Origin of the sequence: Streptomyces sp. NPDC088746 (assembly GCF_044751065.1) — a bacterium.
GTDB lineage: Bacteria > Actinomycetota > Actinomycetes > Streptomycetales > Streptomycetaceae > Streptomyces.
On record NZ_JBIVLA010000012.1, the window covers coordinates 66,449 to 91,545 of the forward strand.

A 25,097-nucleotide genomic window follows, 5' to 3' on the forward strand; every position below is an offset into this window, starting at 1 on the left:
TCAGACGATGCCCTCGGCGATCTCCGCCTGTTCACGGGCGTTCCCGTACGCGGCCGGGGTGCTGTACGAACGGCGCGCGACGAACCACCACACCGTGGCCAGGGCCAGCACCGCGACCAGGGCGATCGACGCGTAGTTCATCGAGTCGATCGTCACCGGCGAGGACTGCGGCAGCAGGAAGAGCACCGTCACCACGGCGACCCACACCACGGCGATCCAGCCGATCGGCTTCGACCAGCGGCCGAGGTGCCAGGGACCGCGCTGGAAGCGGTCCCCGGCGCGCAGCTTCAGGTAGATCGGGATGGCGTACGCGGGCGTGATCCCGATGACGTTGATCGCCGTGACCGCGCCGTACGCGGTCGCGGAGTACAGCGACGGCACCGCCAGCAGCGCCGCGAAACCCACGGAGAGCCACACGGCGGGCACCGGGGTCTGCGTACGCGCGCTCACCTTGCGCCACAGCGCCGAGCCCGGCAGCGCGTTGTCCCGGCTGAAGGCGAAGACCATCCGGCTCGCGGCCGCCACCTCCGCGTTGCCGCAGAACAGCTGGGCCGCGATGACGATCAGCAGCATGGCGGTGGCGCCCGCCGTCCCCAGCGAGTCGATGAGGATCTGGGCGGGCGGGACCCCGGTGGCACTGTTCTGGGTGCCCGCGTAGTCCTGGATGGCGAAGGTCAGTCCGGCCAGCAGGACGAAACCGGCGATCCACGAGACCCAGATCGCGCGGACGATGCCCTTGGCCGCCGTCACCGAGGCGTTCGAGGTCTCCTCGGACAGGTGGGCCGAGGCGTCGTAACCGCAGAAGGTGTACTGCGCCAGGAGCAGACCGATCGCCGCCACATAGATCGGGTTCTCCCAGCCGGTGTCGTTGACGAACTCGGTGAAGACGAACGACGGCGACTGGTGGTTCGCGGGCACGATCGCCAGCACCGTCACGATGACGGCGACACCGGCCAGGTGCCACCAGACGCTGATCGAGTTGAGCACACTGACCAGGCGCACCCCGAAGAGGTTCAGCACGGCGTGCAGCAGCAGGATGCAGAGGAAGATCACCATCGTGGAGCCGGGGGTGGGGTCGAACCCCCACTGCAGATTGAGCAGGGCGCCGGTGAACAGCGCGGCCCCGTAGTCGATGCCCGCGATCGCGCCCAGCAGACCGAGCAGGTTCAGCCACCCGGTGTACCAGCCCCACTTGCGGCCACCGAGCCGGTCGGCCATGTAGTAGAGCGCCCCGGACGTCGGGTACGCGCTGGTGACCTCGGCCAGGGCCATGCCCACACAGAGCACGAACAGGCCGACACCGGCCCAGCCCCAGAGCATCACGGACGGGCCGCCGGTCGACATGCCGAAGCCGTACAGCGTCATGCAGCCGGACAGGATCGAGATGACGGAGAAGCTGATCGCGAAGTTGCCGAAGCCGCCCATGCGACGTGCCAGCACCGGCTGATAGCCGAGCTCGCGCAGCCGCTGCTCTTCGTCCTGGTGCGGCGTGGGCTCCGTGCTCGACGGGGTCGAGGCGGATATGGACATGGAGAAGACCTCCAGGTGGGGGAAGGGGGAAGGGGGACGGGGAAAAACAGGGGGGGAGCGGCGGACTCTCCAGGGAGGGGCACCGGCCGGTCAGCCGTGCGGCTCCCTCCCGTGTCCGGGCTCGGCGGACAGACAGCGGCTCCGGGCCCGGAGGAAGACGTCTTCGGCCCCGGCCGGATCCTGCGGTGTACGGGTGCGGTGGGCCCAGGGGACGGACGTGTAGTACGGGCCCATCGCCCGGAACACCGGGGCGGCGTCGGCGAACCGGAGCGAGCCCCACAGCGCGTGCGCCAGGTGGTTGAGGTCGAGCATGGACCGGGCGGCCGGGTCCGCGGCGGCGAACCAGACGCGCAGGGCGCGCCGGGCGTCCCGCTCGCCGTCCTCGGTGACCCAGTGCAGGTCCAGTGCCCGCTCGTTGCCGTGCTCGCGCCGGTAGCGCTCCACCCGGACATACAGCGGCAGCACATGGAGCGCGGAACCCTCCGGGGCGGAGGAGGCCGCCCACTGGACGAAGTTGACCGCCTCGGAGAGCGTGCCGCCCGGCTGTCGCGCATAGACGAACTGCAGCATCCGGTGGTACGCCTCGCGATTGAACGGATCGCGTTTGTCCGCCTCCGCCAGCAGACCCCACGGCCCCGGGAACAGCATCGGGCCCGGCGGCAGCAGCCGGTGCTCCTCCAGGCGCTGCCCCTCGTCGAGCTGTGACAGGGCGAGGAGGCATACCCAGGGCACAGGATCCGCGGGCGAGGCGTGCGCGGCGGAGCGGCACCCCTCCCACGCCTCCTGCCACAGCTCCTGGGCCCTCGGATGCCTTTCCCGGTGGGCGCGGACGGCGCGTTCCACCGTCACCCGGGCGTGCATCACCGCCGCGGCCACACTCCGAGGCTCCTCGGCCAGCCAGGCGTGCACCGTGTCGGAGCCCGCCGCCACGGCCGCGAGGACCTGGGTCCGCTGGGTCCACAGCGCCCAGTCCGGTGTGTTCTCCAACAGATTCCGCATGGCGAGCCAACGGCCGGTACGCAGGTCCTGCAACGCCACACGCAGCGGGTGGTCGTGCCCCGCGGGGTGGTAGACCGGCCGGAAGTCACCGGTAGCCATGTGTGCGCCCCGCCCCTGAACACGCGGTGGGGGAGGGGCGGTGAGCCGGGCACAGCGGCACGGCGCAGGTTCTTCTCGTCATGAATCCTCAAAGAACGTGGGGGGTTGGGCGGGTCGGTCATGAACTGCCGGTGGTCATCGTCCGGTTGTCCACTCGGCGGTGAGTGTAGAGCGCCGCGGGCCCGCCTTCCGGCGTCTGTGCGGATCTTACTCAAGTGGCCTGCATATACCGGACGTTGATCACCTTCGACGGCTCGGGACGGGATGTTCTGAGAGGCTTGACGCAGGGCGTGGACTGCACGACTGTGGGCGCAAGGACCAAATGATCACGATTCCGCCCGGGTCCGGGCGGCCCGCACGGCTGGAGCGTGGATTGACAGGACCGGTGCTCGCCATCGACCAGGGGACGTCCGGGACCAAGGCGCTGGTGATCTGTCCCGAGCGCGGCGTGATCGGTTCCGGTTCCGCACCCGTACGCCCGCGGTACGGCGCCGGGGGCCTCGTGGAGGCCGACCCGGCCCAGCTGATCGGGTCGGTACTCGACGCCGGCCGGCAGGCCGTCGCGGACGCCGCCGAACCCGTGGCGGCCGTCGGCCTGGCCAACCAGGGCGAGACGGTGCTGGCCTGGGACCCCGCGACCGGCCGGCCGCTCACCGACGCCGTCGTCTGGCAGGACCGGCGTGCGGAAGGGATCTGCGGCGGCCTCGCCGCACACGGGGACGAGCTGAAGCGGCTCACCGGGCTGCCGCTCGATCCGTACTTCGCCGCGCCCAAGATGGCGTGGATCCGCCGCGAACTGACCCGGGAGGGAGTCGTCACGACCAGCGACTCCTGGCTGGTCCACCAGCTCACCGGAGCCTTCGTCACCGACGCGGCCACCGCGGGACGCACCCAGCTGCTCGGCCTCCACGACGTCGGCTGGTCGCCCGACGCCCTGAAGGTCTTCGGACTGTCCGACGAGCGGCTGCCCACGGTCGTCGACTGTGCCGGCCCCGTCGGCACCACCACCGCGTTCGGCGGAGAAGTCCCCCTGACCGGCCTCATCGTCGACCAGCAGGCCGCCCTGCTGGCACAGAACGCACTCGCACCCGGCCAGGCCAAATGCACGTACGGCACCGGGGCGTTCCTCCTCGCCCAGACCGGCCGCCGGCCCAGCACCGGCTCCACCGGCCTGGTCAGCTGCGTCGCCTGGCGCCTCGGCGGACGGACGGACTACTGCCTCGACGGCCAGGTCTACACGGCGGCCTCGGCCGTGCGCTGGCTCGCCGACCTCGGGGTGATCTCAGGAGCCGCGGACCTCGACCCGGTGGGCGCCTCGGTCGACGGCACGGGGGGAGTCACCTTCGTCCCCGCTCTCGCCGGCCTCGCCGCGCCCTGGTGGCGCAGCGACCTGCGCGGCTCCGTGACCGGCCTCGGCCTCGACACCACCGCGGGCCACCTGGTCCGCGCCCTCTGCGAGGGCATCGCCGCGCAGGTCGTCGCCCTGGCCGACGCCGTCGCCGCCGACCTGGGGTCCCCGCTGACCGCGCTGCGGGTCGACGGCGGCCTGACCCGCTCCTCCCTGCTCATGCAGACCCAGGCGGACCTGCTGCAACGGCCGGTCGAGGTGTCGGCGCTGCCCGACGTGACCGCGCTCGGCGCCGGCGTCGTGGCCAGGCTCGGGCTCGACCCGCGGCTGCCGCCGGGCAGCGCGACCCCGGAGTGGCGGCCCTCCGCCGTGTACGAACCACGCATCGGCCCCGAGGAGGCATCGGAGCGCCTCGCCGGATTCCGTACCGCGGTGGACAGCCTGCTGGAGCGCTCGTGACCGTCACCCTCACCACCACAGGCCCGCTGTCCTCGAAGCAGGACGCGGAGGGCACGTACGACGTGACCGTCGTCGGCGCGGGCGTCGTGGGCACGGCCATCGCCCGTGAACTCGCCCACTACCCCCTGCGCACCGCACTGGTCGACGCCGCCGACGACATCGGCAACGGCACGTCGAAGGCCAACACCGCGATCCTGCACACCGGTTTCGACGCCGTCCCCGGTTCGCTGGAGGCCCGCCTCGTACGCGAAGGACGGGATCTCCTCGCCGACTACGCCGCCGAGACCGGCATCCCGGTCGAGCGGACCGGCGCCCTCCTGGTGGCCTGGGACGAGGACCAGCTCGCGGCACTGCCCCGGCTCCGGGACAAGGCCGAGCGCAACGGCTACCACGCGTCCCGCATCATCGGCGCCGACGAACTGCGTACCGCCGAACCGCATCTGGGGCCCGGTGCGCTCGGCGCACTCGAGATCCCCGACGAGAGCGTCATCTGCCCCTGGACCACCCCGCTCGCCTTCGCCACCCAAGCCGTGCGGGCAGGCGTCCATCTGCACCTGAACTGCTGGGTGCGGGGCGTCGCGACCGACGCCGAAGGCCACACGCTCACCACCTCGCGCGGTCCGCTGCGCACCCGCCACCTGGTCAACGCCGCCGGGCTGTACGCCGACGAGATCGACCGGCTGCTCGGCCACGACGTCTTCACCGTGACCCCTCGCCGAGGCCAGCTCATCGTCTTCGACAAGCTCGCCCGCGAGCTCGTCGGCCACATCCTCCTGCCGATTCCCGGCCCGGCCGGCAAGGGCGTCCTGGTCGCGCCGACCGTCTTCGGCAACGTCCTCCTCGGCCCCACCGCCGAGGAACTCGACGACAAGACCGACACCGGGTCCACCGCCGACGGCCTGGACCTCCTGCGCGAGAAGGGCCACCGCATCGTGCCCGGCCTCCTCGACGAGGAGGTCACCGCCGTCTACGCCGGCCTGCGCGCCGCCACCGGGCAGGAGGACTACCGCATCCAGGCGTACCCCGAACTGCGTTACGTCGCCGTGGGCGGCATCCGCTCCACCGGTCTCACCGCGTCCATGGCGATCGGCCGCCACGTCATGGGCCTGCTGACCGCCACCGGCCTGGACCTCACCGAGCCCCGCCCGCTCCCGCCCCTCACGATGCCCAACCTCGGCGAGGCGTACCCCCGCCCCTACCGCAACGCCGCCCTGATCGCCGGGGACCCGGCGTACGGCACCCTCGTGTGCCACTGCGAACAGGTCACCCTCGGGGAGATCCGGGACGCGCTGTCCTCCACGGTCCCGCCGCACTCCCTGGACGGCCTGCGGCGCCGCACACGCGCACGTGGCGGCCGGTGCCAGGGCTTCTACTGCGGCGCCGCCGTCCGCGCCCTGTTCGAGGAGGCGCGACCGTGACCGGACACGCACGCGACATCGACGTCCTGATTATCGGCGCGGGCCCCGCAGGTCTCGCGGCCGGAGCCGAGCTCGCCGGGGCGGGAGCAGGCCGGGTGGAGATTTTGGAACGCGAGCGGGAGGCGGGCGGGATCCCCCGCCACTGCCACCACGGAGGCTTCGGCGGCCGCTTCGAACGGGCCGCCCACGCCTGGGCGTCGGCCACCGGATCCGCCTACGCCCAGGGAGGGACGCGCGGGCCCGCCTACGCCCGGCGGAGCGTGGCCGCGGCCCTCAACGCGGGCGCCGAGCTGCGCACCGGCGTCACCGTCACCGGCTGGGCGGGACCCCGCACCGTCGAGACCACCGGGCCCGCAGGAATCGAGCGGATCACCGCCCAGGCCGTCGTCCTCGCCACCGGCGCCCGCGAACGGCCGCGCAGCGCCCGCCTGATCCCCGGCACCCGGCCGCCCGGCGTCTACACCACCGGCGAACTCCAGCAGGCCGTCCATCTGTACGGGCAGCGGATCGGCACCAGGGCGGTCGTCGTCGGCGACGAGCCCGTCGGGCACGAGGCCGCCGCCACCCTGCGCGCCGCCGGGGTCCACGTCGTCGCCATGGTCACCGACCAGCCGCCCCGTCAGGTCCGGCTGCGGAGCGGGCACACCCCGCTGCTCACCGCCGCCACCGTCACAGGGCTCACGGGCAGGGTTCGGCTCTCGGGGGTGACCCTGCGCCACGACGACGGCCGTACCACCACGCTGCGCTGCGACACCGTCGTCCTGACCGGCGACTTCGTACCCGATCACGAACTGGCCAGGCGCGGCGGCATCCTCCTCGACCCCGGCACCCGGGGACCGGCCTACGACGCCGCGTTCCGCACCTCGCGGCCGGGCGTCTTCGCCGCCGGGAACGTGCTGCACGCCGTCGAACGCGCGGAGTTCGCGGCCCAGGAGGGACGAGCCGTGGCGGTGCCCGTGCTGCACCGACTGGCCGGCACCGACGAACCCGCGGGCGGCGGCCCGCCCTTGGTCGTCGACGCACCCCTGCGGTGGATCGCCCCCAACGTGACGGGCCCCCACGGCGCGCGCCCGCACGGGGACCGGTTCGTCCTGCGCACCGCGCGGCGGCTGTCCCGGCCCCTGCTCGTCGTCTCCCAGGACGGACGCGAGCTCCACCGGCAGCGGCTGCTGTCGGCCGCCGTCCCGGGCAGACCGTTCCGTCTGGCGGCCGACTGGACCGACCACGTCGACCCGGAGGGCCCGCCTGTGAGGATCAGCGCGCTGTGACGGCGGGACGGGACCGGCTCACGGGATGAGCAGCCAGTCGGCACCGACGGCAGCCACCAGGCCGGCCCCCAGCAGCCAGCTGCCGAGCCGGGTACGGCCGTTCCTGCTGAGCTCGATCACCACACCGCAGAGGATGAGCGCCAGCCCGTAGACCCCGACGACCAGGACCGACGAACGGCTGGCGATCCGGAGAGCCAGGACGACGGCCATCGCCGCCATGCCCACCGAGGAGAGAACGATCCGCAGCCGCCGCGCCTGACGCGGAGTGAGTCTCCGCTCCCGCGCCGCGGCCCCCGGTATCGCCGCGGGGCTCTCGCCCGGCTCCTGGTCCTGCTCTTGCCGGTGGTCCCGTTCCTGGTCCTGGTCAGAAGTGCTCATGACGCCGGATCGTAATGGCTGCGCACCGTGATGTTCGCCGGACCGGGGGATCCTGGGGTCAGGCGATCGACGCGGACACGATCGCGGACACCGCCAGGTTGCAGGCCGCCGTCACCCACACCGCCGGGTGCGGCTCCCGCTCCACCAGCGTGGCCCCCAGCTTTCCGGGCGTGACCAGGTCGACGACGAGGAAGGCCACCGCCATCATGATCAGACCGAGCAGCCCGAACGCGGCCGTCGAGGCGAGCCCCTTGCCGAAGTCCTCGTACGTCGTCCAGATCGACGTGAACACGATGCCGCCGATGCCCAGCAGCGCCGAGCTCAGGAGCAGCGCCGCGTTGCGGTTGCGCTCCTCCCATATCTGGCGTCCGAGCTTGCCCGGTGTCAGGGCGTCGATCAGAAATATGCCGAGAACGAGCAGTACGACGCCGAGGGCCCCGTACGCGGTGGCACGGCCGAGGCCGTTGATGATGTCGGTCATCGGGGCGTCCGTCTCCTGAGCGAGTGGTCGAAGAATGGAACGTGAACGTGGCCGACGTGATCGACACGCCGTCAAGAAGTAGCAAAACCTACCGCATTCGTGTTCTCACTCCCCGGGCCGGTCTCCCCGCCGCAACCACGGCGCCTCAGCGGCCGCGTCCACGGCCTGAGCGCCCTCCTGCCGGCCGGTGGCCCCGTCCGCGCCCCCGGGCCCGGAGGGATCCACCCGGCCGGCCAGCTCCCGGGCCCAGCCGATCAGCCCGTCCACACCGATCCCGTGCGGATCCGACGCCCGGAACCCGTCGACGGCCGCGGCGCCCCGCCGCAACAGCCGTGCCCCACCCGCCGTGTTGCCGCGAGCGGCATGGGTCAGCCCCACCGCCAGCTGCGCGAGCCCCCGCCAGAGCTCGCGCTCCGCGTCCGGCCCGGACTTCCAGGCGTCCTCGAACACCTCGTGGGCATGGAAGGGCATGCCCGCGTCCAGCAGCCGCTGGGCCTCGCGCACCGTCTCGTCGGGGGAGCGCACCACGCCCTCGGGCTGCCGCTCCACCCCCGGAGCCCCGTAGGGCAGGGGGCGCCCCAGCCCGTCCCGGGGGCGCGCATTGCGCGCCCGCCCTTCCTCGTCGCGGTCCCTGCGAGATTCTTCCACCCCCCGATTGTGCCTCGCACCTGCGGAGAACCGCGGGAACCCTGTCCGCCCGCACCCGCGCACGGTTAGGCTCTGTGCTCTTCGCAACCACCCTGGGAAGGGGAGGCATGAAGCCGTCCCGGCCGTTGTACGAGCGCGAACCGGAACTCGCCGCAGCCGCACAGGCGTTGGACGCCCTCTGCGGCGGACAAGCAGCCGGCGGACTGCTGGTCTTCAGCGGAGAGGCAGGCATCGGCAAGACCGCGCTGCTCGGAGAGATCCAGGCCATGGCAGCCGACCGCTGCACCATCTGGTCCGCGCGCGGCGGCGAGACGGTCACCTCGGTGCCGTTCCACGTCGTACGCCAGCTGCTCCAGCCCGCACTGGTCCGGTTCCCCGCCGACGAGACCCGCGCCCTGTTCGGCGACTGGTTCGAGATCGCGGCACCCGCACTGGGCCTGGCCGACCCCAGCGGCCCGCAGCCCGACCCGCAGGGTGTCAGGGACGGCCTCGACTACGTCGTGTCCCGGCTCGCCTCCCGCCTCAGCCACCGGCCGCTGCTGCTCATAGTGGACGACGCGCACTGGGCCGACGGCGAATCCCTCGCCTGGCTCGCCGGTTTCACCGCGCGCCTCTCCGAACTGCCGGTGCTGGTCGTCCAGGCCCACCGCCCCCAGGAGCTCGCCGACCGCGACGCCGACTGGGCCATGGCCCGCCCCCAGGAGAGCAGCGCCGCCGGCCACCCGGCGCTGACCCGGGTCGCGTTGCGGGCGCTCACCCCCGAGGCCACCGCCGAACTGGTGCGCGCCGGCCTGGGTGACCACGCCGACGACCCGTTCTGCCGCGAGGTCTGGGCCGTCACCGGAGGCAACCCGTACGAAGCGGTCGAACTCGTCGCCAAGGCGCAGGACCGCGAACTGGCGCCGGTCGAGGAATCCGCCGGCCTCCTGCGGGAGCTCGGTGCCTCGGCCCGGGGCAGCGGGCTCGTCGCCCGCCTCGAACGTCTGGGCACCAACGCCAACCGCTTCGCCTGGGCGGCGGCCGTGCTCGGCACCGAGATCTCCCAGGAGCTCGCCGCGACACTGGCGGGAATGAGCTCGGCGGAGGCCGCCGACTGCACGGCACGGCTGCGGGACGCCCGCATCGTCAGCGGCTTCGACCCGCTGGAATTCGTCCACCCGCTCATCGCCACCGCCGTCTACCGCTCGATCCCTCCGGCGACCCGCACCGCCATGCACGGGCGGGCGGCCTGGGCGATCACCCAGGCCGGGCTCGGGGCGGCGGCGGCCTCCCGCCATCTGCTCGAGGTCCACCCGGACGACGACCAGGAGCTGGTCACGCAGCTCCGCGAGGCCGCACGGCAGCACCTCGCCGTCGGCGCCCCCGGAAGCCGCCAGGCGCTGTCTCGAACGCGCCCTCGACGAGCCGCCGCGCCCCCAGGACCGAGCGGCGCTGCTGTACGAACTGGGCTGCGCCACCCTGCTCTCCTCGCCTGCCACCACGGTGCAGCACCTGCGCGCCGCGCTCGACACGCCTGGCCTCGACGAGGCGCTCCGGATCGACGCCACCTTCCGGCTCGCCTCCGCCCTCTCCCATAACAACCAGCTCAAGGACGCGGCGCTCTCGCTGGCGGCCGAGGCCTCGCGCACCGCTCCCGGCCCCGGTCTGATGCGTCTGCAGGCCGCGCACTTCCTGTGGGAGGGCATGCAGGCCGCCGAGGACGACGGACCCGCACGGTCGGCCCGTCTCGCCCGCAACGCGGACCACCTCAAGGGCCGCGACAACGCCGAGCGCGCCCTGCTCACCCTGCGGGCCTTCGACGCCATGCTCCGCGGCGAGAACGCCCAGCTCGTCGTCGGCTTCTGCGAGCGCGCCCTCGTCGACGGGAGGCCCGCGCGCGGGCTCGGCTGGACCGACTCCGAATGGGGCTTCGAACTCCCCACCATGGTGGGCATCACCTATGCGTTCACCGACCAGCTCGACCGGGCGGAGGCACTCTTCGGCGAGGCCGTCCGCGCCTTCGAGATCTCGGGATGGAGCGGTGCGCACCTCGCGTTCGCGCACACCCTCCTGGGCCTCGTCCACCGCAGACGCGGCCGTCTCGCCGAGGCGGAGGGCTTCCTGCGCGAGGGCCTGCGCCTGGCCGACCGGGCCGGCAGCGGACTGCCCGTCCACTGGGACGCCACCTGTCTCCTCGTCGACACCCTCCTCGCCCGGGGCCGGACGGCGGAGGCGAGGAGGGTCGCCGACCGGTACGACTTCGGCCCGCCCTACCCCAGCGCGATGGTCCTGCCGGACGCCCCGTGCGTACGCGGGCGGCTGCTGCTGGCCGAAGGGCGCACGGAGGAGGCGGTGGCCGAGCTGGAGTCCGCGGGAGCGGCACTGGAGCCACGAGGCCGCTTCAACGGCGTCTGGGCGCCCTGGGCCGGGGACCTCGCCCGGGCCCTGGCCGACACGGACCCGGCCCGGGCCGCGCAGCTGGCGACCCGGGCGCGCGTCCACGCGGAACGCTTCGGCACGGACACGGCGATCGGTGAGGCCCTGCGCTGTGTGGCCCTGTTCGTACCCGAGGAGGAGGCCACCCATCTGCTGGCCGAGTCCGTACGCCACCTCGAGGCGTCCTCGTCGGCGTACGAGCACGCCGTGGCCCGCTTCGAGTACGGCACCGCGATCCGCTCCCGGCAGGAGCTCGCCCGCGCCGAGAAGCTCGCCACCACCTGCGGCGCCGAAGGGCTGGCGGCCCGCGCGCGGCAGGTAGGGGCGTCGATGCGGTCCTCGGAGTGAGGTAATGTTTGTCCTGCGCGGTCACCCGGGAACCCGGGGAAATCGCATCGGGACGTGGCGCAGCTTGGTAGCGCACTTGACTGGGGGTCAAGGGGTCGCAGGTTCAAATCCTGTCGTCCCGACTGGAGACAGTCGCAGGTCAGGGCCGGTATCGGAGAAATCCGAAACCGGCCCTCGGTCGTTCCCGGGGACCAGTTGGGGACCAGCGCGCTTGACCGAGCCTCGTAAGCAGCGGCCGCACCCGAGTGACCTGTCCGACGCCGGTCGGGGACTGCTGGAACCAACGCCGACGTGCGCGCGGCCCACCAGGGCATCAACGCAGGCAAGAAGATTGCAGGCCGCAAACGTCACGTCGGCGTCGACACACTCGGCGCCTCATTCTGCGTTCTTCTGTAGCAGGCAGTCGTATCCCAGTTGCATGGTGTCGGCCACCGCCAAGGCGGTGAGGCCGCCCGTCACTGTTCGCGTGGCACGGGGCCACAGCAGTTGTGCGCCGGCGAAGGTCGTCGCCAACCAGACGCTCAGGCAGAACGGGCAGGTGGCCAGCTCCCCCACGGTCGACCTGAGGCTTCCCCCGCGAGGGCTTTCACTCACTTCGGCGGGCCCTGTCGCTGACTCGTAGTGCGTGAACGGCGCCCGCAGAGGGCTCGTGACGGACCCCTTGCTGAGCAGCCGACTCAGACGGAACACCGCAGTCGCCGTCAGCAGGAGATCTTGTGTGTTCGGGCGTTCCGGGAGCTTCGTCTTCCGCTTGGCGACCACCGCGCCCCAGGCCACCGTGTACGCGCCGAAGGCGACAACGGCCCCGAGATGCCCGCCGAGGTGGCGTTCTTCCCGCGGCGAGTAGACCCTGCTCATCCGCCGAAACACTCTTCCGACCTTGTGCAGGCGGGCGCCTTCCTCGCTTGCGTGACGATCCACAGCAGCAACCTCCATGAATGGTGTTGATGGTCTGAACCCGCATACACGCCGGGCGTCACGCCTCGCCGGGCACCACGTCGCCGACAGTACGCGTTCCAGCGTCCGCTGCCCGGCTTCACGAGCTGACACGACCGGCGACATCCGGCATGTGGGTCATGAGCCCCATCTGACCGTTCATCGATCGGGGGAGGACCCGGCAGCCACCCCTCGCGGACTGCGCTGCCGCAGGCGGTTCCCGTGCCGAACCCCGGACCCGGCGATCGACCCGGTACGCCTTCGACGCCGGCACCGTCGCCGACGCGCTTGCCGCACCGCACGAGGCGTTCCGGGCCCCGGCGGCAGCGAGCTCGTCCAGGGAGGAGAAGGCGTCGGCGCCCAGACGCACGGCGACCCCGCGGCGCGACTATTGAGGCTCGATCACGGTCACGCGGTCTCGTCCGCCGGGCGGTAAGCCCGTCTTCGTGGGCCTGACGAACTGGTCACCCGGACGCTTCCGTTGCACGAGGCGCATCGCGCGTGGACGGATCCCACGGGGGACGCCGACGTCAAGACGATCATCCGCGTAGGATCCTCGGACATGTGAGATCCGGACAGTCGGCGACGGGCCGGGAACACCGCCGTTGTCGTGGCTGCGGGCGTGGCGGAACCAACGGAACACGTGGAACGGTGAGCGGTGAGCGGCTCGGACATAACCCCTGACCTGCGAGTCAAGGAGAGGTCGTCCGATCCGCCGCTGTGGACGGCGGATTTCCGGTTGTTCTTCACCGCCCGCACCACCTCTCTGCTGGGCGACTCGATGCTTCCCGTCGCGATCACTGCCGCCGTGATCCGGGCGGGACACGGAGCGAGCGGGGTGGGCTACGCGCTCGCCGCGCTCGTGGCCCCGTTCGCGGTACTGATCATCTTCGGCGGGGTGATGTCCGACCGCTTCGGGGCCCGGCGGCTGATGGTCGTCTCCGACACGGCCCGGCTCTGCTCCCAGGGAGTGCTCGCACTGCTGTTCCTGCTGGGTGCACCGCAGTTGTGGCAGATCCTGGTACTGCTCGCCCTGATCGGAGCGGCCAGCGCCCTCTTCCAGCCCGGAGTCGCCAGCATCACCCCGCTCACCGCCCGGGATGTGCAGAAGGCCAACGCGACCCTGCGCATATCGGAGTCCGTCACCCTCGTCATCGGACCGTCCCTGGCCGGCCTGCTGCTCGCGGTCTCCTCACCCGCGGTGGTGGTCGCCCTCGACGCACTGACCTATGCGGCCAGCGGCGCCTGCCTCCTCCTGCTCCGCTCGGTCCCGATGGGCCCTGCCGCCGGGCGGAACGGCGGATCGTCGTTCAGCGCCGATCTCGTCGAGGGATGGCGGGAGTTCCGGGCCAGGACCTGGCTGTGGAGCGTCATCGTCGTCTTCATGCTCTGGCAGCTGGCCGGCGCCGGCCCCACCACGACGCTCGGCAACAGCGCCCTCGTCACCGACTACGGAGCATCGGTCTTCGGCCTGGTCATGTCGTCCCTCGGGGCGGGCAGTGTGCTGGGCGGGATCGTCGCGATCAGGCTCCGCCCGCGGCATCCCCTCCGGGCCGGCGCCCTGTCCATGGTCCTCTGGGTGTTCATGCCGCTGGGGGTCGCTCTCGACCTCCCCGCGCCGCTCATCGCCGGATGCTACGGGGTGAGCGGCGTCGGCATGGCGTTCTGGACCGTCATGTTCCACACGAGCGTGCAGACGCACATACCGCAGGCCGTCCTCGGCCGGGTGCACGCCTACGACGCCGCCGGCTCGCTGGTGATGAAGCCGGTGGGGCAGGCCGCGGCCGGGCCGCTCGCCGTCGTCGCCGGGGCCGTGCCGCTGCTGTACGTGTCCGCGGCCATGGCGCTCGTCGCCTGCGCCCTGCTGCTGGCGATCCCGGCCGTGCGCGGCCTGAGGCGTGTGGACAGCCCTTAGGGTCCTCCGTCCGGACCGGGCCTCGCGAGCCCGGCATGATCCGGACGAGAGGCCCCGGCCGCCCGTGTACCGGCACCCGAATGGTCTCCACACCGTCACCGAATCTGCACAGCGAGCTGCTCGGTGCGGCCCCTGTGAAAGGGGTGACTGACGCTAGGTTTATCTGCATTCCTATGGCCCCTACTCGTCATGTGTGTGACGTGGAGACCCTGTGATACCCAGTTCTGACGCCGCGCCCGTATCCTCCACCGGAGGCCGTCACCGAAAGGTCCAGCCCGTGAACAGAGCCGTCCGCCGGACGCTCGTCGCCGCGGTTCTCACCCCGGTCGCCGGCGCGGTCATGGCCGGCCAGACGGCCTTCGCCGCCGACCAGCCGGCGGCGAGCAAGGAGAGCGTCAGCAGACTCGACTCCACCGACCAGAAGCTCGTGGACAACCTCGACGCCCGGTCCCAGGACAAGAACATCGGCACCACCTTCAGCGGAGTGGTGCTGGACGCCGAGTCCGACGACGTGATCTGGGGTCACGACGCGAAGACGGCGCTGATGCCCGCGTCCAACACCAAGCTCGCCACCGCGACCGGCGCCCTGACCCTGCTCGGCCCCGACCACAGGTTCACGACCGAGGTGGTCTACGGCGACGGCACACTCACCCTGGTCGGTGGGGGTGACCGCACTCTGACGACCGCCGATCTGACCGAGCTGGCCAAGAGCGCCGCCGCGGGTCTGAAGAACGCCGGCCTCGGCACGGTGAAGGTCCGGATCGACGACAGTCTCTTCGCGGCGCCGACGCTCGCCGAAGGCTGGAACAGCAGCTACTACGACGACCAGATCGCACCCGTGCGCGCCCTGGTGGTGGACGGGAAGCTCGTCCAGGACACCGCCATCGACGCGGGGAACGTCTTCGCCGCGCAACTCGCCGAGCAGGGCATCGGCGTCACGGGTGACGTGACCCGAGGGCAAGCCGCTTCGACGGACTTCCCCGTGGCCGAGCACCGGTCGGCGGAGCTGTCCGTGATCGTCAAGCAGATGCTCAAGACCAGTGACAACGATATCGCCGAGACGCTGCTGCGGGCGACCGGCCTCGCCTCCGGCCGAGCGGCCACCTACGAGGGTGGCACCGCGGCCGTGCGTGACGTCCTCACCGGCTGGTACGGGATCTCGGTGTCCAACTTCGAGATCCACGACGGGAGCGGGCTGTCCCGCTCCAACCGCATCACGGCCCAGACCGTCGCCGAGATCCTCGATCTCACCACCGACCCCCGGCACACCAAGCTGAAGTCCATCTCCGAAGGCCTGCCGGTCGCCGGTGAGGCGGGCAGCACGCTCGGCCCCGAGTGGGGACGGTTCGACACCGCCAACTCCTCGTGCGCCGTGGGCAAGGTCAGCGGCAAGACCGGCACCCTGACGGGGGCCACCGCCCTCAGCGGGCTCACACAGGGGAAGGACGGCCGCTGGAAGATCTTCTCCTTCATCGAGAACAACTCCACCGCGGACGGCGCCGCCATCAAGGACTCCCTGGACGGCCTCGCAGCCACCGTGAACGGCTGCTGGGCCTGATCCCCTGACACGGTGACACACGTGGAAGTGTCCTTCGCACCGCTGTGACCAAAGCTCCTGAAGCGTCCGGTACACGCGATCGGCAGGGCACTTCCGCCGTGTTCCGCCGGGGAAAACCAGGTGGCCTCCGCGAACCACCTGAGTAGGGTGGGGCGATGCCCGAGCTGAAGCGGCTGCACGTCAGTCATGCCCCGGCGGTCCTGGCCTTCGAGTCGGCGAACCGCGCCTACTTCGCCGCAGCGGTCCCCGACCGGGGCGACGACTTCTTCGTCCGGTTCACCGAGAGGTACCACGCCTTGCTGGCCGAGCAGGAGGCGGGAGTCTGCGCCTTCCACGTCCTTCTCGCCGAGGACGGCTCGGTGATCGGCAGGTTCAACCTGGTCGACATCGAGGACCACACCGCCGAACTCGGCTACCGGGTCGCTCAGCACGCCACCGGCCGCGGCGTGGCGACCGCGACGGTCCGGGAGGTGTGCCGCCTCGCGGCGGCCGAGCACGGGCTGCGCACCGTGCGGGCGGCCGCGACGCATCGGAACGTCGCCTCCAGGAAGGTGTTGACCGGAGCCGGCTTCGTCCCCGTCGGCCCCGCCGATCCGGCCCGCATCGGCGGTGAGCCGGGCATCTGGTACGAGCGTGAACTGACCGCTCCGGCCCCTGTTCGTCAAGGACCGGACGAGGATGTTGCGCCGGAAGCAGCGGAACTCCCCGTACGCGCAGGGACGTCGGCCGACAGCCGCGAGCGCGCCGGTGCTTGAGGCCTGACCGCCCTCGGCCGGTGTCCCACGCTCGGCGCGACCGGTTGAGCACCCGGCGAGGCCGGTCAGAAGCCGTTGAAGAAGCCGTACAGACGGCTGATCCGGCCGCCCTCGAAGAACGCCACGTCGTATCCGCTCACCGCCGGATCCCCACCCGCGGGTCCGAGCTCCCACGAGAAGTGGACGGCGTCGTGGTGGGTCAGCACCGCACCGTGGGTGAAGAGCATCCCGCCGAAGTTCTTCTGCGTATCACCGATGTAGGTGTCGAGCGCCGCCGTGCTGTCGGCTTCCACCATCGGATCGACGTAGACGCCGTCCGGGGTGAAGACCTCGTCGAGCATGGCCCGACGCACCCGTTCGTCCGACTCGTTCCAGGCCGCGATGTACTTCTCGACCAGTTCCGTAACCGCGCTGTTGTCCATGGTCCACGACCCTATCGGCGGGGTGCTCCCGCCAGGTGGCGTTCCGGCCCAACCGGCTGCCCCGGACCGGCGAACCGGGCTCTGTGGAGGTCGCGGAGCACCGCGATCTCGGCCATGTGGTGGATGAATTCGAGGTTGGCACCCGCCAGCACGCTGACGAAGGGGTCGTCGGCATCGGAACCGTACGGATACTGCGAGAGGCCGACCGTGTCGAGCTGCTCGTCGGTGAGGGCGGCGACGCTCTCGCGCCAGCGGTCGATCAGCGCCCAGAACCGTTCGAGTGCGAGCCCGGCGGAGGGAGTGAAGTCGACCAGCAGCTTCGGCCCCTCGCGGCGTTCGCCGAAGGTCCACTCCCATTGGCCCGCCAGGCACGAGTGCAGATGACCCAGCCGCCACGCGATGGTGGTGACCGGCGTCGCGTCGGGCTCCGGCGCTCCGGTGTGGGCGAGGATCTGCTCGACCCGCTCGACGCTCACGCTCCAGTCCTCGGCGATCCTGGAGACGCTCATGCCGCCGGCGGCCTGCCGGGCGACCTCGGCGTACTCGCTCGCCGGGATCTCGGGGGCGCCCTTGTCGAGCACCCACTCACCCGGCCCGTACGCCCGGGGAGTCGTGGCCTCACCCCGGGGCCGGACCGACCAGCAACCGGGCACCGGCTCCCACAGGTACTCCTCGTCACCGAGCCCTGTCAGCCGCACCTGGGCCATCTCCCTGGCCTGGTCGAACTGGGTGAGCAGCAGGCCCAGCCGGTCGGTCCGCGCGCCCTCGGTCTCCACGTCCGGTCCCCTCGCCGTCATGTCCCGCAGCACACCGGGCTCAGGCGGAAGTTAACGGCTCGTCCCGCGGGGCGCCACCGAATTCCCGCCCACGGAGCACGAAGCGGGGTGCCGCCCGCGGTCAGGGGCGCGCCGCGAGTGCCGTGCGGATCTCCCCTACGAAGGGGTCCAGGTCGCCAGGGTTGCGTGAGGTGATCAGTGTCCAGCCACCGGAACCGTCCGTCACCACCGGCTCGTCCGTCCATTCGCCGCCCGCGTTGCGGATGTCGGTCCGCAGCGACGCGTAGGAGGTGAGCCGCTTTCCCGTGACGACGTCCGCCTCGACCACGGCCCAGGGGCCGTGGCAGATGGCCGCGACCGGGCGGCCGGAGTCCGTGAAGGAGCGGACGATCCCGGTCGTGGCGCTCTGGAGCCGGAGCGTGTCGGCGTTCAGGGTGCCGCCCGGGATGAGGAGCAGGTCGTAGGCCGTGGGGTCGACGTCGTCCAGCGTGAGGTCGGGGCGGACGCTCTTCCCCGGGTCCTTGTCGCCGACCAGCGTGACGATGTCGTCCGTCGACACGGCCGCGACGTCGACCTGGACCCCCGCACCGCGGAGCCGGTCGACGGGCACCACGAGCTCGTCCTGCTCCACGCCGTAGTTGGTGACCACGGCCAGTACCTTGCGCTGCTTCTTGCCGTTGTCGGTCATCGGTTGTCACCTTTCCTGCGCGCGGTCCACCCGGTTGTGGCCCGCGATCTGGCGTTCCCCTGATCGGCCGGGTCATGTGTCCCGAGGGTCCGGGACACCTGGCCGCCGCTCAGGTTCCGTCGTCCTCCTGGATGTGGACCGCCGCCTCCTCGGCGGAGGCCGCGCCCCCGTCGATGCCGACGTCCCGGCCCAGCACCCTGTTGTTGCGCACGGCCCCTGGTTCCTCGTCGGCGGTGGCGACGCGTCCGGCGCGCTCGGCCCCGGCGTCGTCCTCCTCCGGGCCGTTGTCCTCCGGCCCGTCGTCGGCCCCGCCGGCCAGCAGCGGGTCCTCCTCGGGCACCTCCTGTGCCAGGCGCCCGTCGAGGGATTCGCCCTCCCTCTGCTCCTCGCCGGTCGTGCCGTACTTCGATACGCCCAGGGGCTTCTCCGGCGGGGAGTACCCCGTGTCCAGAGTGTCGTCGAGGTCGGGCTCGTCGATCACGTTCTCCGGGTCGAGGTCGTCCGTCGGACGGTTGTCCGCGTCCGAACCGTCCGGCTGGTAGACGTCGTCACCGCGTCCTTGTTCCGACATGGGGGCGCTCCTTCCCTCGGGGTCTGCCGTACCCGCCGCCGGCCGTACGGGGGCCGTGCGGCGTCGCCGCTCTCCTGCCCACCCGCGCGCATGTCAGTGATGCGGATTTCCGGGCGGCCGCCCGTCCTCCCGGCTGTGCGGTCCGGCAGTGCCGGGCGTGGAACCCCTGGTCAGGCCCCTCGCGGCCGTACGCCGTCGGCCCCGGCAGCTTATGACCGATCCCCGGGCGCTGCGACCGGGGCGGGCCGCCGGCCCACGGCAAGGCGACGGGAGGCGGCGATCACGCCCGGCGCGCTCTCCGTGACCTAGGGGAACGTTTGTTCTAATGTCCGGGTAGGCTTGACCCATGTCCGTTCATCTCCAGGGTTCGCTGTTCGACCAGGCCGACCGCCCGCGCCTCGGCCCGCTCACCGGGGTGCGCAGGACGGTCCTCGGTGACGGGGCGTGGATCGACCTGCTGCCGGGCTGGCTCAGCGGCGCCGACGAGCTCTTCGCCGAGCTCGTGGACGACGTGCCCTGGCGGGCCGAGCGCCGGCAGATGTACGACCGCACCGTCGACGTGCCCCGGCTGCTCGCCTTCTACGGCTCCGAGGACGCGCTGCCGGACCCCGTGCTGGCCGAGGCCCGCGACGCGCTGTCCTCCCATTACGGTGACGAGCTGGGCGAGCCCTTCACCACGGCCGGGCTCTGCTACTACCGGGACGGGCGCGACAGCGTCGCCTGGCACGGAGACCTGACCGGCCGCGGCTCGCACCAGGACACGATGGTCGCGATCCTCTCCCTCGGTGCTCCGCGCGATCTGCTCCTGCGTCCCTGCCGCGGCGGCGACACCGTGCGCCGGCCGCTCGGCCACGGCGACCTCATCGTCATGGGCGGCTCCTGCCAGCGCACCTGGCAGCACGCCGTCCCCAAGACCGCGCGCGACCGCGGGCCCCGGATCAGCGTCCAGTACCGCCCCCGGGGAGTGCGCTGACACGGGAGCGCGAGGCGATGCGGCCGTCCCCAGGAGATGGCACTGCATGTCAGCCGTGCGGCAGGGCAGGCGCCTTTGGTGTGCAGGAAGCACTCCAACCGAAGGGACACCCACATGCCGCAGGTGCAGCGCGAGAACATCTTCGTCGTCGGCCTCGACGATGCGAATCTGCCCATGCTCGAGGCCGTGCCGGACGCCGGCTCCTACCGGTTCCACCGCCTGCTGACCGTCGGGGAACTGCAGGAGGGCGAGGTGTCGGTCTCCGCGCTGATGGACCGGGCCCGGGCCGTGCTCGACGCGCACGAGGGCAGCATCGACGCGATCGTCGGATACTGGGACTTCCCGGTGAGCACTCTCGTCCCGATGCTCGGCAAGGAGTACGGCGTGCGGACGACCAGCCTCGAATCCGTCGTCAAGTGCGAGCACAAGTACTGGAGCCGGCTCGAACAGCAGAAGGTCATCGACGAGTACCCGCGCTTCGGCCGCGTGGACCTGGAAGCGGACGACCCGAAGCCCCCCGAGGGCGTGAACTTCCCCATGTGGCTCAAGCCGGCCCTCGCCTACTCGTCCGAGCTGGCGTACGGAGTCTCGGACATGGACGAGTTCCGGGAGGCCGTCGACAAGATCCGGGCGGGCATAAGCCGGGTCGGCAGGCCCTTCGACTCCGTGCTCGGCCTCCTGGACCTCCCCCCGGAGATGAAGGACGTAGGAGGCCAGGTCTGCCTGGCCGAGGAGGCGATGACCGGGATCCAGGTGGCCGTCGAGGGTTACGTCCACGACGGCAAGGCGACCGTCTACGGCGTACTGGACTCGATCAACTACCCGGCGTCCCCGTGCTTCCTCCGCCATCAGTACCCGAGCAGCCTCCCCGCGCCGGTGATCCGGAAGCTCCACGAGGTCAGCGAACGGACCATGGAGCAGATCGGCATGGACGAGGCCACCTTCAGCATCGAGTACTTCTACGACCCGAAGACCCAGGACATCAGCCTGCTGGAGATCAACCCCCGGCACTCGCAGTCCCACGCCGAACTCTTCGACTACGTCGACGGCGCGCCCAACCACCACCGCATGATCAGCCTCGCACTGGGCCGCGACCCGGAACTCACCGGCGGCAAGGGGCCCTACGCCGTGGCCGCCAAGTGGTACTACCGCTGGTTCGGCGACGGGAAGGTGCACGAGGTGCCCACCCCGGAGCAGATCGCGGCGATCGAACGCGAGATACCCGGAGTGCGCATCGACGTCGTGCCCGAGGAGGGGCAGAAGCTCTCCACCGTCTCCGGGCAGGACAGTTACAGCTACGAAGTGGCACACATCTTCACCGGAGGCGACGACGAGGAGGACCTGCGCGGCAAGTTCGACCGCTGCGTGGCCGCCCTCGGCCTGACCTTCGACGAGACGGAGCCGGGGAGCCGGGGCACGAAGACCCGGTGACCCGTCCGGCCCAGCACGACGAAAGGAGGTCGCACAGGCATGCGCCACGTCGACCAGCTGCCCTTCGCGATCCAGGAAGAGAAGCACGTCACGATCCCCATGGCGGACGGAGTCGAGCTCTCCGCGCGGATCTGGCGCCCCACCGCGTCGGACGCGGAACCCGTGCCGGCCGTCCTGGAGTACATCCCGTACCGCAAGAACGACCTCACCTCCACGCGTGACGCCATCCACCACCCGTACATCGCCGGCCACGGCTACGCGTGTGTGCGTGTCGACGTCCGGGGGACGGGCGAGTCGGAGGGGGTGCTGCTGGACGAGTACCTCGAACAGGAGCAGAGCGACGCCGAGTCGGTCCTCGCCTGGATCGCCGAGCAGCCCTGGTGCGACGGGAACACCGGGATGATGGGCATCTCCTGGGGCGCCTTCGCCGCCCTCCAGACAGCCGCACGCAGGCCGCCGAGCCTGCGCGCCATCTGCATCGCCTCGTTCACCGACGACAGGTACGCGGACGACATGCACTACCTCGGCGGTGCGATGCTGTCCGACAACCTGGCCGAGGCCGGGACCATGTTCGCGTACGCCACCTGCCCGCCCGACCCGGCCGTCGTCGGTGAACGCTGGCGGGAGATGTGGCGGGAACGGCTCGACGCCGCGCGCCCCTGGGTCCTGGAGTGGCTGCGCCACCCGAACCGGGACGACTACTGGCGCCACGCGAGCCTGAGCGAGGACTACTCCGCCCTGCGCTGCCCGGTGCTCGCCTCCAGTGGCTGGGCGGACGGCTACTCCAACGCCGTGACCCGCCTGCTGAGCCACGTCGACGTACCGCGCAAGGGACTGATCGGCCCCTGGTCGCACAAGCTTCCGCACCTCGGTGAGCCGGGTCCCGCCATCGGCTACCTCCAGGAGGTCGTGCGCTGGTGGGACCACTGGCTCAAGGGCATCGACAACGGCGTCATGGACGGCCCCATGCTCCAGGCATGGATGCAGGAGAGCGTCCCGCCCTCGACCTCCTACGAGGAGCGCCCCGGCCGGTGGGTCGGTGAGCCGTCCTGGCCCTCGCCGAACGTCGGCGAGACCGTCCTCCCGCTGCGGGACGGCGCACTGGGGGAGCCGGATGACCAGGAGAGCGGGGAGGACCGCGTCCACACGGTGCAGTCGCCGCTGTCCGTCGGGCAGTTCGCCGGCAAGTGGGCCTCGTACAACGCCCCGCCGGACCTGCCCTACGACCAGCGCGAGGAGGACGGCGGCTCGCTCGTCTTCCAGACCGCGCCGCTCGACGGACGCGTCGAGATCCTCGGTGCCCCCGTCGTCGTGGTGGAGGTGTCGGCCGACGCCCCGGTCGCGCAGCTTAACGTCCGGCTGTCCGACGTCGCCCCGGACGGACGCTCCACCCGGGTGACGTACGGCGTGCTCAACCTGACCCACCGCGACGGCGAGGAAACCTCCGAGGCCCTGGAGCCGGGCAGGCGCTACCGCGTCCGCGTCCCGCTCCACAGCGTCGCGCAGGCCTTCCCGCCCGGCCACCGCATCCGGCTGTCGCTGTCCACCTCGTACTGGCCGCTCGTGTGGCCGGCGCCCGGACCCGCCCTGCTGAGCGTGTACGAGAAGGGCAGCAGCCTCACGCTGCCGGTCCGCCCCGACGACGTACCGGAGGACAAGGCCCTGCGCCCCTTCGGGGAGCCCGAGGGCTGCGCGCCCCCCGCCGTCACCCGGCTGAGCGAGCCGGAACAGGCGTGGACCGTGACCAGGGACCTGGTGGACTACCGGTCCGTGCTCGACATCGTGAAGGACCGCGGACTCCAGCGGTACGAGGACAACGGGATCGAGACCGGGCTGCGGGCCTGCGAGAAGTACAGCTGGGTCGGCGAGGACTTCGGGTCCGTGCGCGGCGAGTCGGCCTGGGAGATGCGCTTCCGCCGGGCCGGATGGGACGTCCTGGTCGAGACGCGCACCGTGCTGACCTCGGACGACGAGGCCTTCCACGTGGACGCCACGCTCGACGGATACGAGGGCGGGCACCGGGTCTTCTCCCGTACGTGGAACGAGCGGATCAGCAGGCAGAACGTCTGACCCGCCTCCGCGCGGACCGGCTGCCACGCCCGAGGACGCTGCGGGAGGAGTGACGCTTCGACGCCGGCCTCGACACCGCGCGCCGAGGCGAACGGGACCACGAACGCCGGCCGGAGGCGGCGCCCGGAAACGGGCGTCGCCTCCGGCGCGTACGGGGCCTGTCGTTCCCTGCCCACCGTGCGGTACGGGCTGACCAGGGTGGGCGCCGCCTTCCGGGTCCCGGAAGGTAAGGTGACCCTAAGTTCCGTTCCTCGTACTTCGGAGTCCCTCTCGTGATCACGTCAGTGCCGCCGCAAGACACCCCGCGTCGGCCGCCGCGGGCCGCGCGCCCGGACGAGGTGCCGCGGCTCCGGGAGCCGGGACTCCGGCTGCCGGAACCGGGGGAGACCGAGGATTTCTGGACGGCGGTGGCCGGCAGCGGCACGCCCCTCGTCTCTCCCGACCCGCAGGGCAGCGCCGATCACAGGGCGGTGACGTTCCTCTGGCGCGGCACGGCCGCCACCCGCGCCGTACAGGTGCTCCCCAACAAACTCGGCGATCCCCGCGCGCCCGAGGGCAATCTGATGGAGCGGGTGCCCGGCACCGACGTCTGGCACTGGTCGCTGCGCCTGCGGCACGACTGGCGGGGCACCTACGACTTCTACGTGGACGAGGGCGACGGCCCGGAGCCCGGCACCGCCGACTACTGGCGGTGGCTGCGCACCAGACGGCGGTGCGATCCGCTCAACGCCCGCGCGCTGCCGCGCCGCTGGGACGGCGAGCCGGTGTCCTACGCCGAGCTCCCGGGGGCTCCCGGTGGGCAGGACTGGCGGCCGAGGCCGGACGTGGCCCGTGGCCGTGTGGCCGCCCACGAGGTGGCCACCGGGAAGCTGGGGGGCGGCACGCGCCGCGTCTGGCTCTACGAACCGCCCCTGGAGCCGGGGTACTCGGCCGGGCTTCCCGTCCTCGTCCTCCTCGACGGCGAGCACTGGCAGCCGCGGCTCGGGCTCGCACACCTGCTGGACAACCTGATCGCCGACGGCCGGATCCCGCCGCTCGTCGCCCTGCTGCCGGATTCCGTGGACGCCGGCACCAGGTGGGCGGACCTGACCTGCCGCCCGGAGTTCGCCGCGTTCCTCGCCGACGAGCTGCTGCCCTGGGCGGCCGCCCGTCTCCCGGTCACCGACGACCCCGCCCGCACGATCGTCGCCGGACAGAGCCTGGGCGGGCTCTCGGCCGCTCACGCCGCGCTCTCCGCGCCCGGGCGCTTCGGCAACGTCCTCGCCCAGTCCGGCTCGTTCTGGTGGCCCGACGGGCCGCGGGCGCAGTGGCTCACGGACCGGATCGCGAGCACCCCGCGCCGGCCCGTCCGCTTCTGGCTCTCCTTCGGTGAACAGGAGTGGGTGGCGCTGCCGGCCGCCAGGCGCCTGCGTGAGGTCCTGGAGGCGACCGGATACGACGACGCCTCCTACCGGGAGTTCAACGGAGGCCACGACTACCTGTGCTGGCGCACGGAGCTGGCCGACGGTCTCGTGGACCTGTTGGGCCCTGCCGCCACCTGAGGGCGGCCCCGAAGGCGCCTCCGTGAGGAACGGGTCGGGCGAGTTGCCCGGTGCACCGGCCCGGAGCGGT

General features: G+C 71.8%; 20 protein-coding genes, 1 tRNA gene and 2 pseudogenes. 13 read left to right on the top strand and 10 right to left on the bottom strand.

Annotated features, from left to right (window positions below):
• Positions 1-1,530: an amino acid permease gene (locus tag ACIP63_RS35455; RefSeq protein WP_401524338.1), complete on the bottom strand. Its 1,530-nt coding sequence runs from the start codon at positions 1,528-1,530 to the stop codon at positions 1-3.
• A gap of 90 nt (positions 1,531-1,620) precedes the next feature.
• The gene (locus ACIP63_RS35460; protein ID WP_401524341.1) at positions 1,621-2,628 is read right to left on the bottom strand and encodes a hypothetical protein; all 1,008 of its coding nucleotides are present in this window, start codon (positions 2,626-2,628) and stop codon (positions 1,621-1,623) included.
• A gap of 322 nt (positions 2,629-2,950) precedes the next feature.
• Here ACIP63_RS35460 and ACIP63_RS35465 point away from each other — a divergent pair, with 322 nt between their 5' ends.
• From ACIP63_RS35465 to ACIP63_RS35475, 3 genes are read left to right on the top strand one after another with little or no spacing between them, the layout of a single operon-like run.
• The gene (locus ACIP63_RS35465) at positions 2,951-4,435 is read left to right on the top strand and encodes an FGGY family carbohydrate kinase (protein ID WP_401524344.1); all 1,485 of its coding nucleotides are present in this window, start codon (positions 2,951-2,953) and stop codon (positions 4,433-4,435) included.
• The gene (locus ACIP63_RS35470) at positions 4,432-5,853 is read left to right on the top strand and encodes an FAD-dependent oxidoreductase (protein WP_401524347.1); all 1,422 of its coding nucleotides are present in this window, start codon (positions 4,432-4,434) and stop codon (positions 5,851-5,853) included. Before ACIP63_RS35465 ends, ACIP63_RS35470 begins: the two co-directional genes overlap by 4 nt.
• Positions 5,850-7,121, top strand: coding sequence for an FAD-dependent oxidoreductase (locus ACIP63_RS35475; RefSeq protein WP_401524349.1), 1,272 nt, complete (start codon positions 5,850-5,852; stop codon positions 7,119-7,121). Before ACIP63_RS35470 ends, ACIP63_RS35475 begins: the two co-directional genes overlap by 4 nt.
• 18 nt (positions 7,122-7,139) lie before the next feature.
• Here the strand turns inward: ACIP63_RS35475 and ACIP63_RS35480 are convergent, their stop codons facing one another.
• From ACIP63_RS35480 to ACIP63_RS35490, 3 genes are all read right to left on the bottom strand, one after another.
• Positions 7,140-7,499 (bottom strand): hypothetical protein, encoded by a 360-nt coding sequence (locus ACIP63_RS35480; protein ID WP_401524352.1) that lies wholly within the window; start codon positions 7,497-7,499, stop codon positions 7,140-7,142.
• Positions 7,500-7,557: 58 nt separating this feature from the next.
• On the bottom strand, positions 7,558-7,980 hold the full coding sequence (locus ACIP63_RS35485) for a DUF350 domain-containing protein (protein ID WP_356715627.1): 423 nt from the start codon (positions 7,978-7,980) through the stop codon (positions 7,558-7,560).
• 105 nt (positions 7,981-8,085) lie between these two features.
• Positions 8,086-8,628 carry a DUF309 domain-containing protein gene (locus ACIP63_RS35490; protein ID WP_401524356.1) on the bottom strand — a complete coding sequence of 181 codons (543 nt, stop codon included), beginning with the start codon at positions 8,626-8,628 and terminating at the stop codon, positions 8,086-8,088.
• A 107-nt stretch (positions 8,629-8,735) separates the two neighbouring features.
• Here ACIP63_RS35490 and ACIP63_RS35495 point away from each other — a divergent pair.
• The 3 genes and pseudogenes from ACIP63_RS35495 to ACIP63_RS35505 form a co-directional block, all read left to right on the top strand.
• Positions 8,736-11,391: pseudogene (locus ACIP63_RS35495) on the top strand (ATP-binding protein).
• A gap of 48 nt (positions 11,392-11,439) precedes the next feature.
• A tRNA-Pro gene (locus ACIP63_RS35500) sits at positions 11,440-11,513 on the top strand.
• A 157-nt stretch (positions 11,514-11,670) separates the two neighbouring features.
• Positions 11,671-11,784 (top strand): annotated as a pseudogene (locus ACIP63_RS35505) (IS5/IS1182 family transposase); the annotation flags it as partial.
• On the opposite strand, the gene ACIP63_RS35510 reads toward ACIP63_RS35505, so the two are convergent.
• Complete coding sequence (locus ACIP63_RS35510; protein WP_401524359.1) at positions 11,767-12,327, bottom strand: DUF1360 domain-containing protein; 561 nt, start codon at positions 12,325-12,327, stop codon at positions 11,767-11,769. The pseudogene ACIP63_RS35505 and the gene ACIP63_RS35510 sit on opposite strands and share 18 nt — an antisense overlap.
• 658 nt (positions 12,328-12,985) lie before the next feature.
• On the opposite strand from ACIP63_RS35510, the gene ACIP63_RS35515 reads away from it, so the two are divergent.
• From ACIP63_RS35515 to ACIP63_RS35525, 3 genes are all read left to right on the top strand, one after another.
• Positions 12,986-14,242, top strand: coding sequence for an MFS transporter (locus ACIP63_RS35515; RefSeq protein ID WP_401524362.1), 1,257 nt, complete (start codon positions 12,986-12,988; stop codon positions 14,240-14,242).
• Between the two features lie 277 nt (positions 14,243-14,519).
• Positions 14,520-15,800, top strand: coding sequence for a D-alanyl-D-alanine carboxypeptidase/D-alanyl-D-alanine-endopeptidase (dacB, locus tag ACIP63_RS35520; protein ID WP_401524365.1), 1,281 nt, complete (start codon positions 14,520-14,522; stop codon positions 15,798-15,800).
• A 155-nt stretch (positions 15,801-15,955) separates the two neighbouring features.
• On the top strand, positions 15,956-16,555 hold the full coding sequence (locus ACIP63_RS35525) for a GNAT family N-acetyltransferase (RefSeq protein WP_401524368.1): 600 nt from the start codon (positions 15,956-15,958) through the stop codon (positions 16,553-16,555).
• Positions 16,556-16,620: 65 nt separating this feature from the next.
• On the opposite strand, the gene ACIP63_RS35530 is transcribed toward ACIP63_RS35525, so the two are convergent.
• From ACIP63_RS35530 to ACIP63_RS35545, 4 genes are all read right to left on the bottom strand, one after another.
• A complete protein-coding gene (locus ACIP63_RS35530; RefSeq protein ID WP_401524371.1) occupies positions 16,621-16,977 on the bottom strand; it encodes a nuclear transport factor 2 family protein in 357 nt (118 codons plus the stop codon).
• An 11-nt stretch (positions 16,978-16,988) separates the two neighbouring features.
• Positions 16,989-17,753: a DinB family protein gene (locus tag ACIP63_RS35535; RefSeq protein ID WP_401524539.1), complete on the bottom strand. Its 765-nt coding sequence runs from the start codon at positions 17,751-17,753 to the stop codon at positions 16,989-16,991.
• Between the two features lie 121 nt (positions 17,754-17,874).
• On the bottom strand, positions 17,875-18,441 hold the full coding sequence (locus ACIP63_RS35540; RefSeq protein ID WP_401524373.1) for a type 1 glutamine amidotransferase domain-containing protein: 567 nt from the start codon (positions 18,439-18,441) through the stop codon (positions 17,875-17,877).
• Between the two features lie 109 nt (positions 18,442-18,550).
• Positions 18,551-19,012 (bottom strand): DUF5709 domain-containing protein, encoded by a 462-nt coding sequence (locus ACIP63_RS35545; RefSeq protein WP_401524376.1) that lies wholly within the window; start codon positions 19,010-19,012, stop codon positions 18,551-18,553.
• Between the two features lie 346 nt (positions 19,013-19,358).
• Here ACIP63_RS35545 and ACIP63_RS35550 point away from each other — a divergent pair, with 346 nt between their 5' ends.
• The 4 genes from ACIP63_RS35550 (at position 19,359) to fes (ending at position 25,027) form a co-directional block, all read left to right on the top strand.
• Positions 19,359-19,985, top strand: a complete 627-nt coding sequence (locus ACIP63_RS35550; RefSeq protein WP_401524379.1) for an alpha-ketoglutarate-dependent dioxygenase AlkB — start codon at positions 19,359-19,361, stop codon at positions 19,983-19,985.
• 114 nt (positions 19,986-20,099) lie between these two features.
• Positions 20,100-21,416, top strand: a complete 1,317-nt coding sequence (locus ACIP63_RS35555; protein WP_401524382.1) for an acetyl-CoA carboxylase biotin carboxylase subunit family protein — start codon at positions 20,100-20,102, stop codon at positions 21,414-21,416.
• A 39-nt stretch (positions 21,417-21,455) separates the two neighbouring features.
• Positions 21,456-23,486 (top strand): CocE/NonD family hydrolase, encoded by a 2,031-nt coding sequence (locus ACIP63_RS35560; RefSeq protein WP_401524385.1) that lies wholly within the window; start codon positions 21,456-21,458, stop codon positions 23,484-23,486.
• A gap of 272 nt (positions 23,487-23,758) precedes the next feature.
• Positions 23,759-25,027 carry an enterochelin esterase gene (gene fes / locus ACIP63_RS35565; RefSeq protein WP_401524388.1) on the top strand — a complete coding sequence of 423 codons (1,269 nt, stop codon included), beginning with the start codon at positions 23,759-23,761 and terminating at the stop codon, positions 25,025-25,027.
• The last annotated feature ends 70 nt before the right edge of the window (positions 25,028-25,097 follow it).

Coding starts and splice junctions, on each gene's coding strand:
- ACIP63_RS35455 (WP_401524338.1), bottom strand. CDS start 1,530: ATGTCCATATCCGCCTCGACCCCGTCGAGCACGGAGCCCACGCCGCAC.
- ACIP63_RS35460 (WP_401524341.1), bottom strand. CDS start 2,628: ATGGCTACCGGTGACTTCCGGCCGGTCTACCACCCCGCGGGGCACGAC.
- ACIP63_RS35465 (WP_401524344.1), top strand. CDS start 2,951: ATGATCACGATTCCGCCCGGGTCCGGGCGGCCCGCACGGCTGGAGCGT.
- ACIP63_RS35480 (WP_401524352.1), bottom strand. CDS start 7,499: ATGAGCACTTCTGACCAGGACCAGGAACGGGACCACCGGCAAGAGCAG.
- ACIP63_RS35485 (WP_356715627.1), bottom strand. CDS start 7,980: ATGACCGACATCATCAACGGCCTCGGCCGTGCCACCGCGTACGGGGCC.
- ACIP63_RS35510 (WP_401524359.1), bottom strand. CDS start 12,327: ATGGAGGTTGCTGCTGTGGATCGTCACGCAAGCGAGGAAGGCGCCCGC.
- ACIP63_RS35525 (WP_401524368.1), top strand. CDS start 15,956: ATGCCCGAGCTGAAGCGGCTGCACGTCAGTCATGCCCCGGCGGTCCTG.
- ACIP63_RS35530 (WP_401524371.1), bottom strand. CDS start 16,977: ATGGACAACAGCGCGGTTACGGAACTGGTCGAGAAGTACATCGCGGCC.
- ACIP63_RS35540 (WP_401524373.1), bottom strand. CDS start 18,441: ATGACCGACAACGGCAAGAAGCAGCGCAAGGTACTGGCCGTGGTCACC.
- ACIP63_RS35545 (WP_401524376.1), bottom strand. CDS start 19,012: ATGTCGGAACAAGGACGCGGTGACGACGTCTACCAGCCGGACGGTTCG.
- ACIP63_RS35550 (WP_401524379.1), top strand. CDS start 19,359: ATGTCCGTTCATCTCCAGGGTTCGCTGTTCGACCAGGCCGACCGCCCG.
- ACIP63_RS35555 (WP_401524382.1), top strand. CDS start 20,100: ATGCCGCAGGTGCAGCGCGAGAACATCTTCGTCGTCGGCCTCGACGAT.
- ACIP63_RS35560 (WP_401524385.1), top strand. CDS start 21,456: ATGCGCCACGTCGACCAGCTGCCCTTCGCGATCCAGGAAGAGAAGCAC.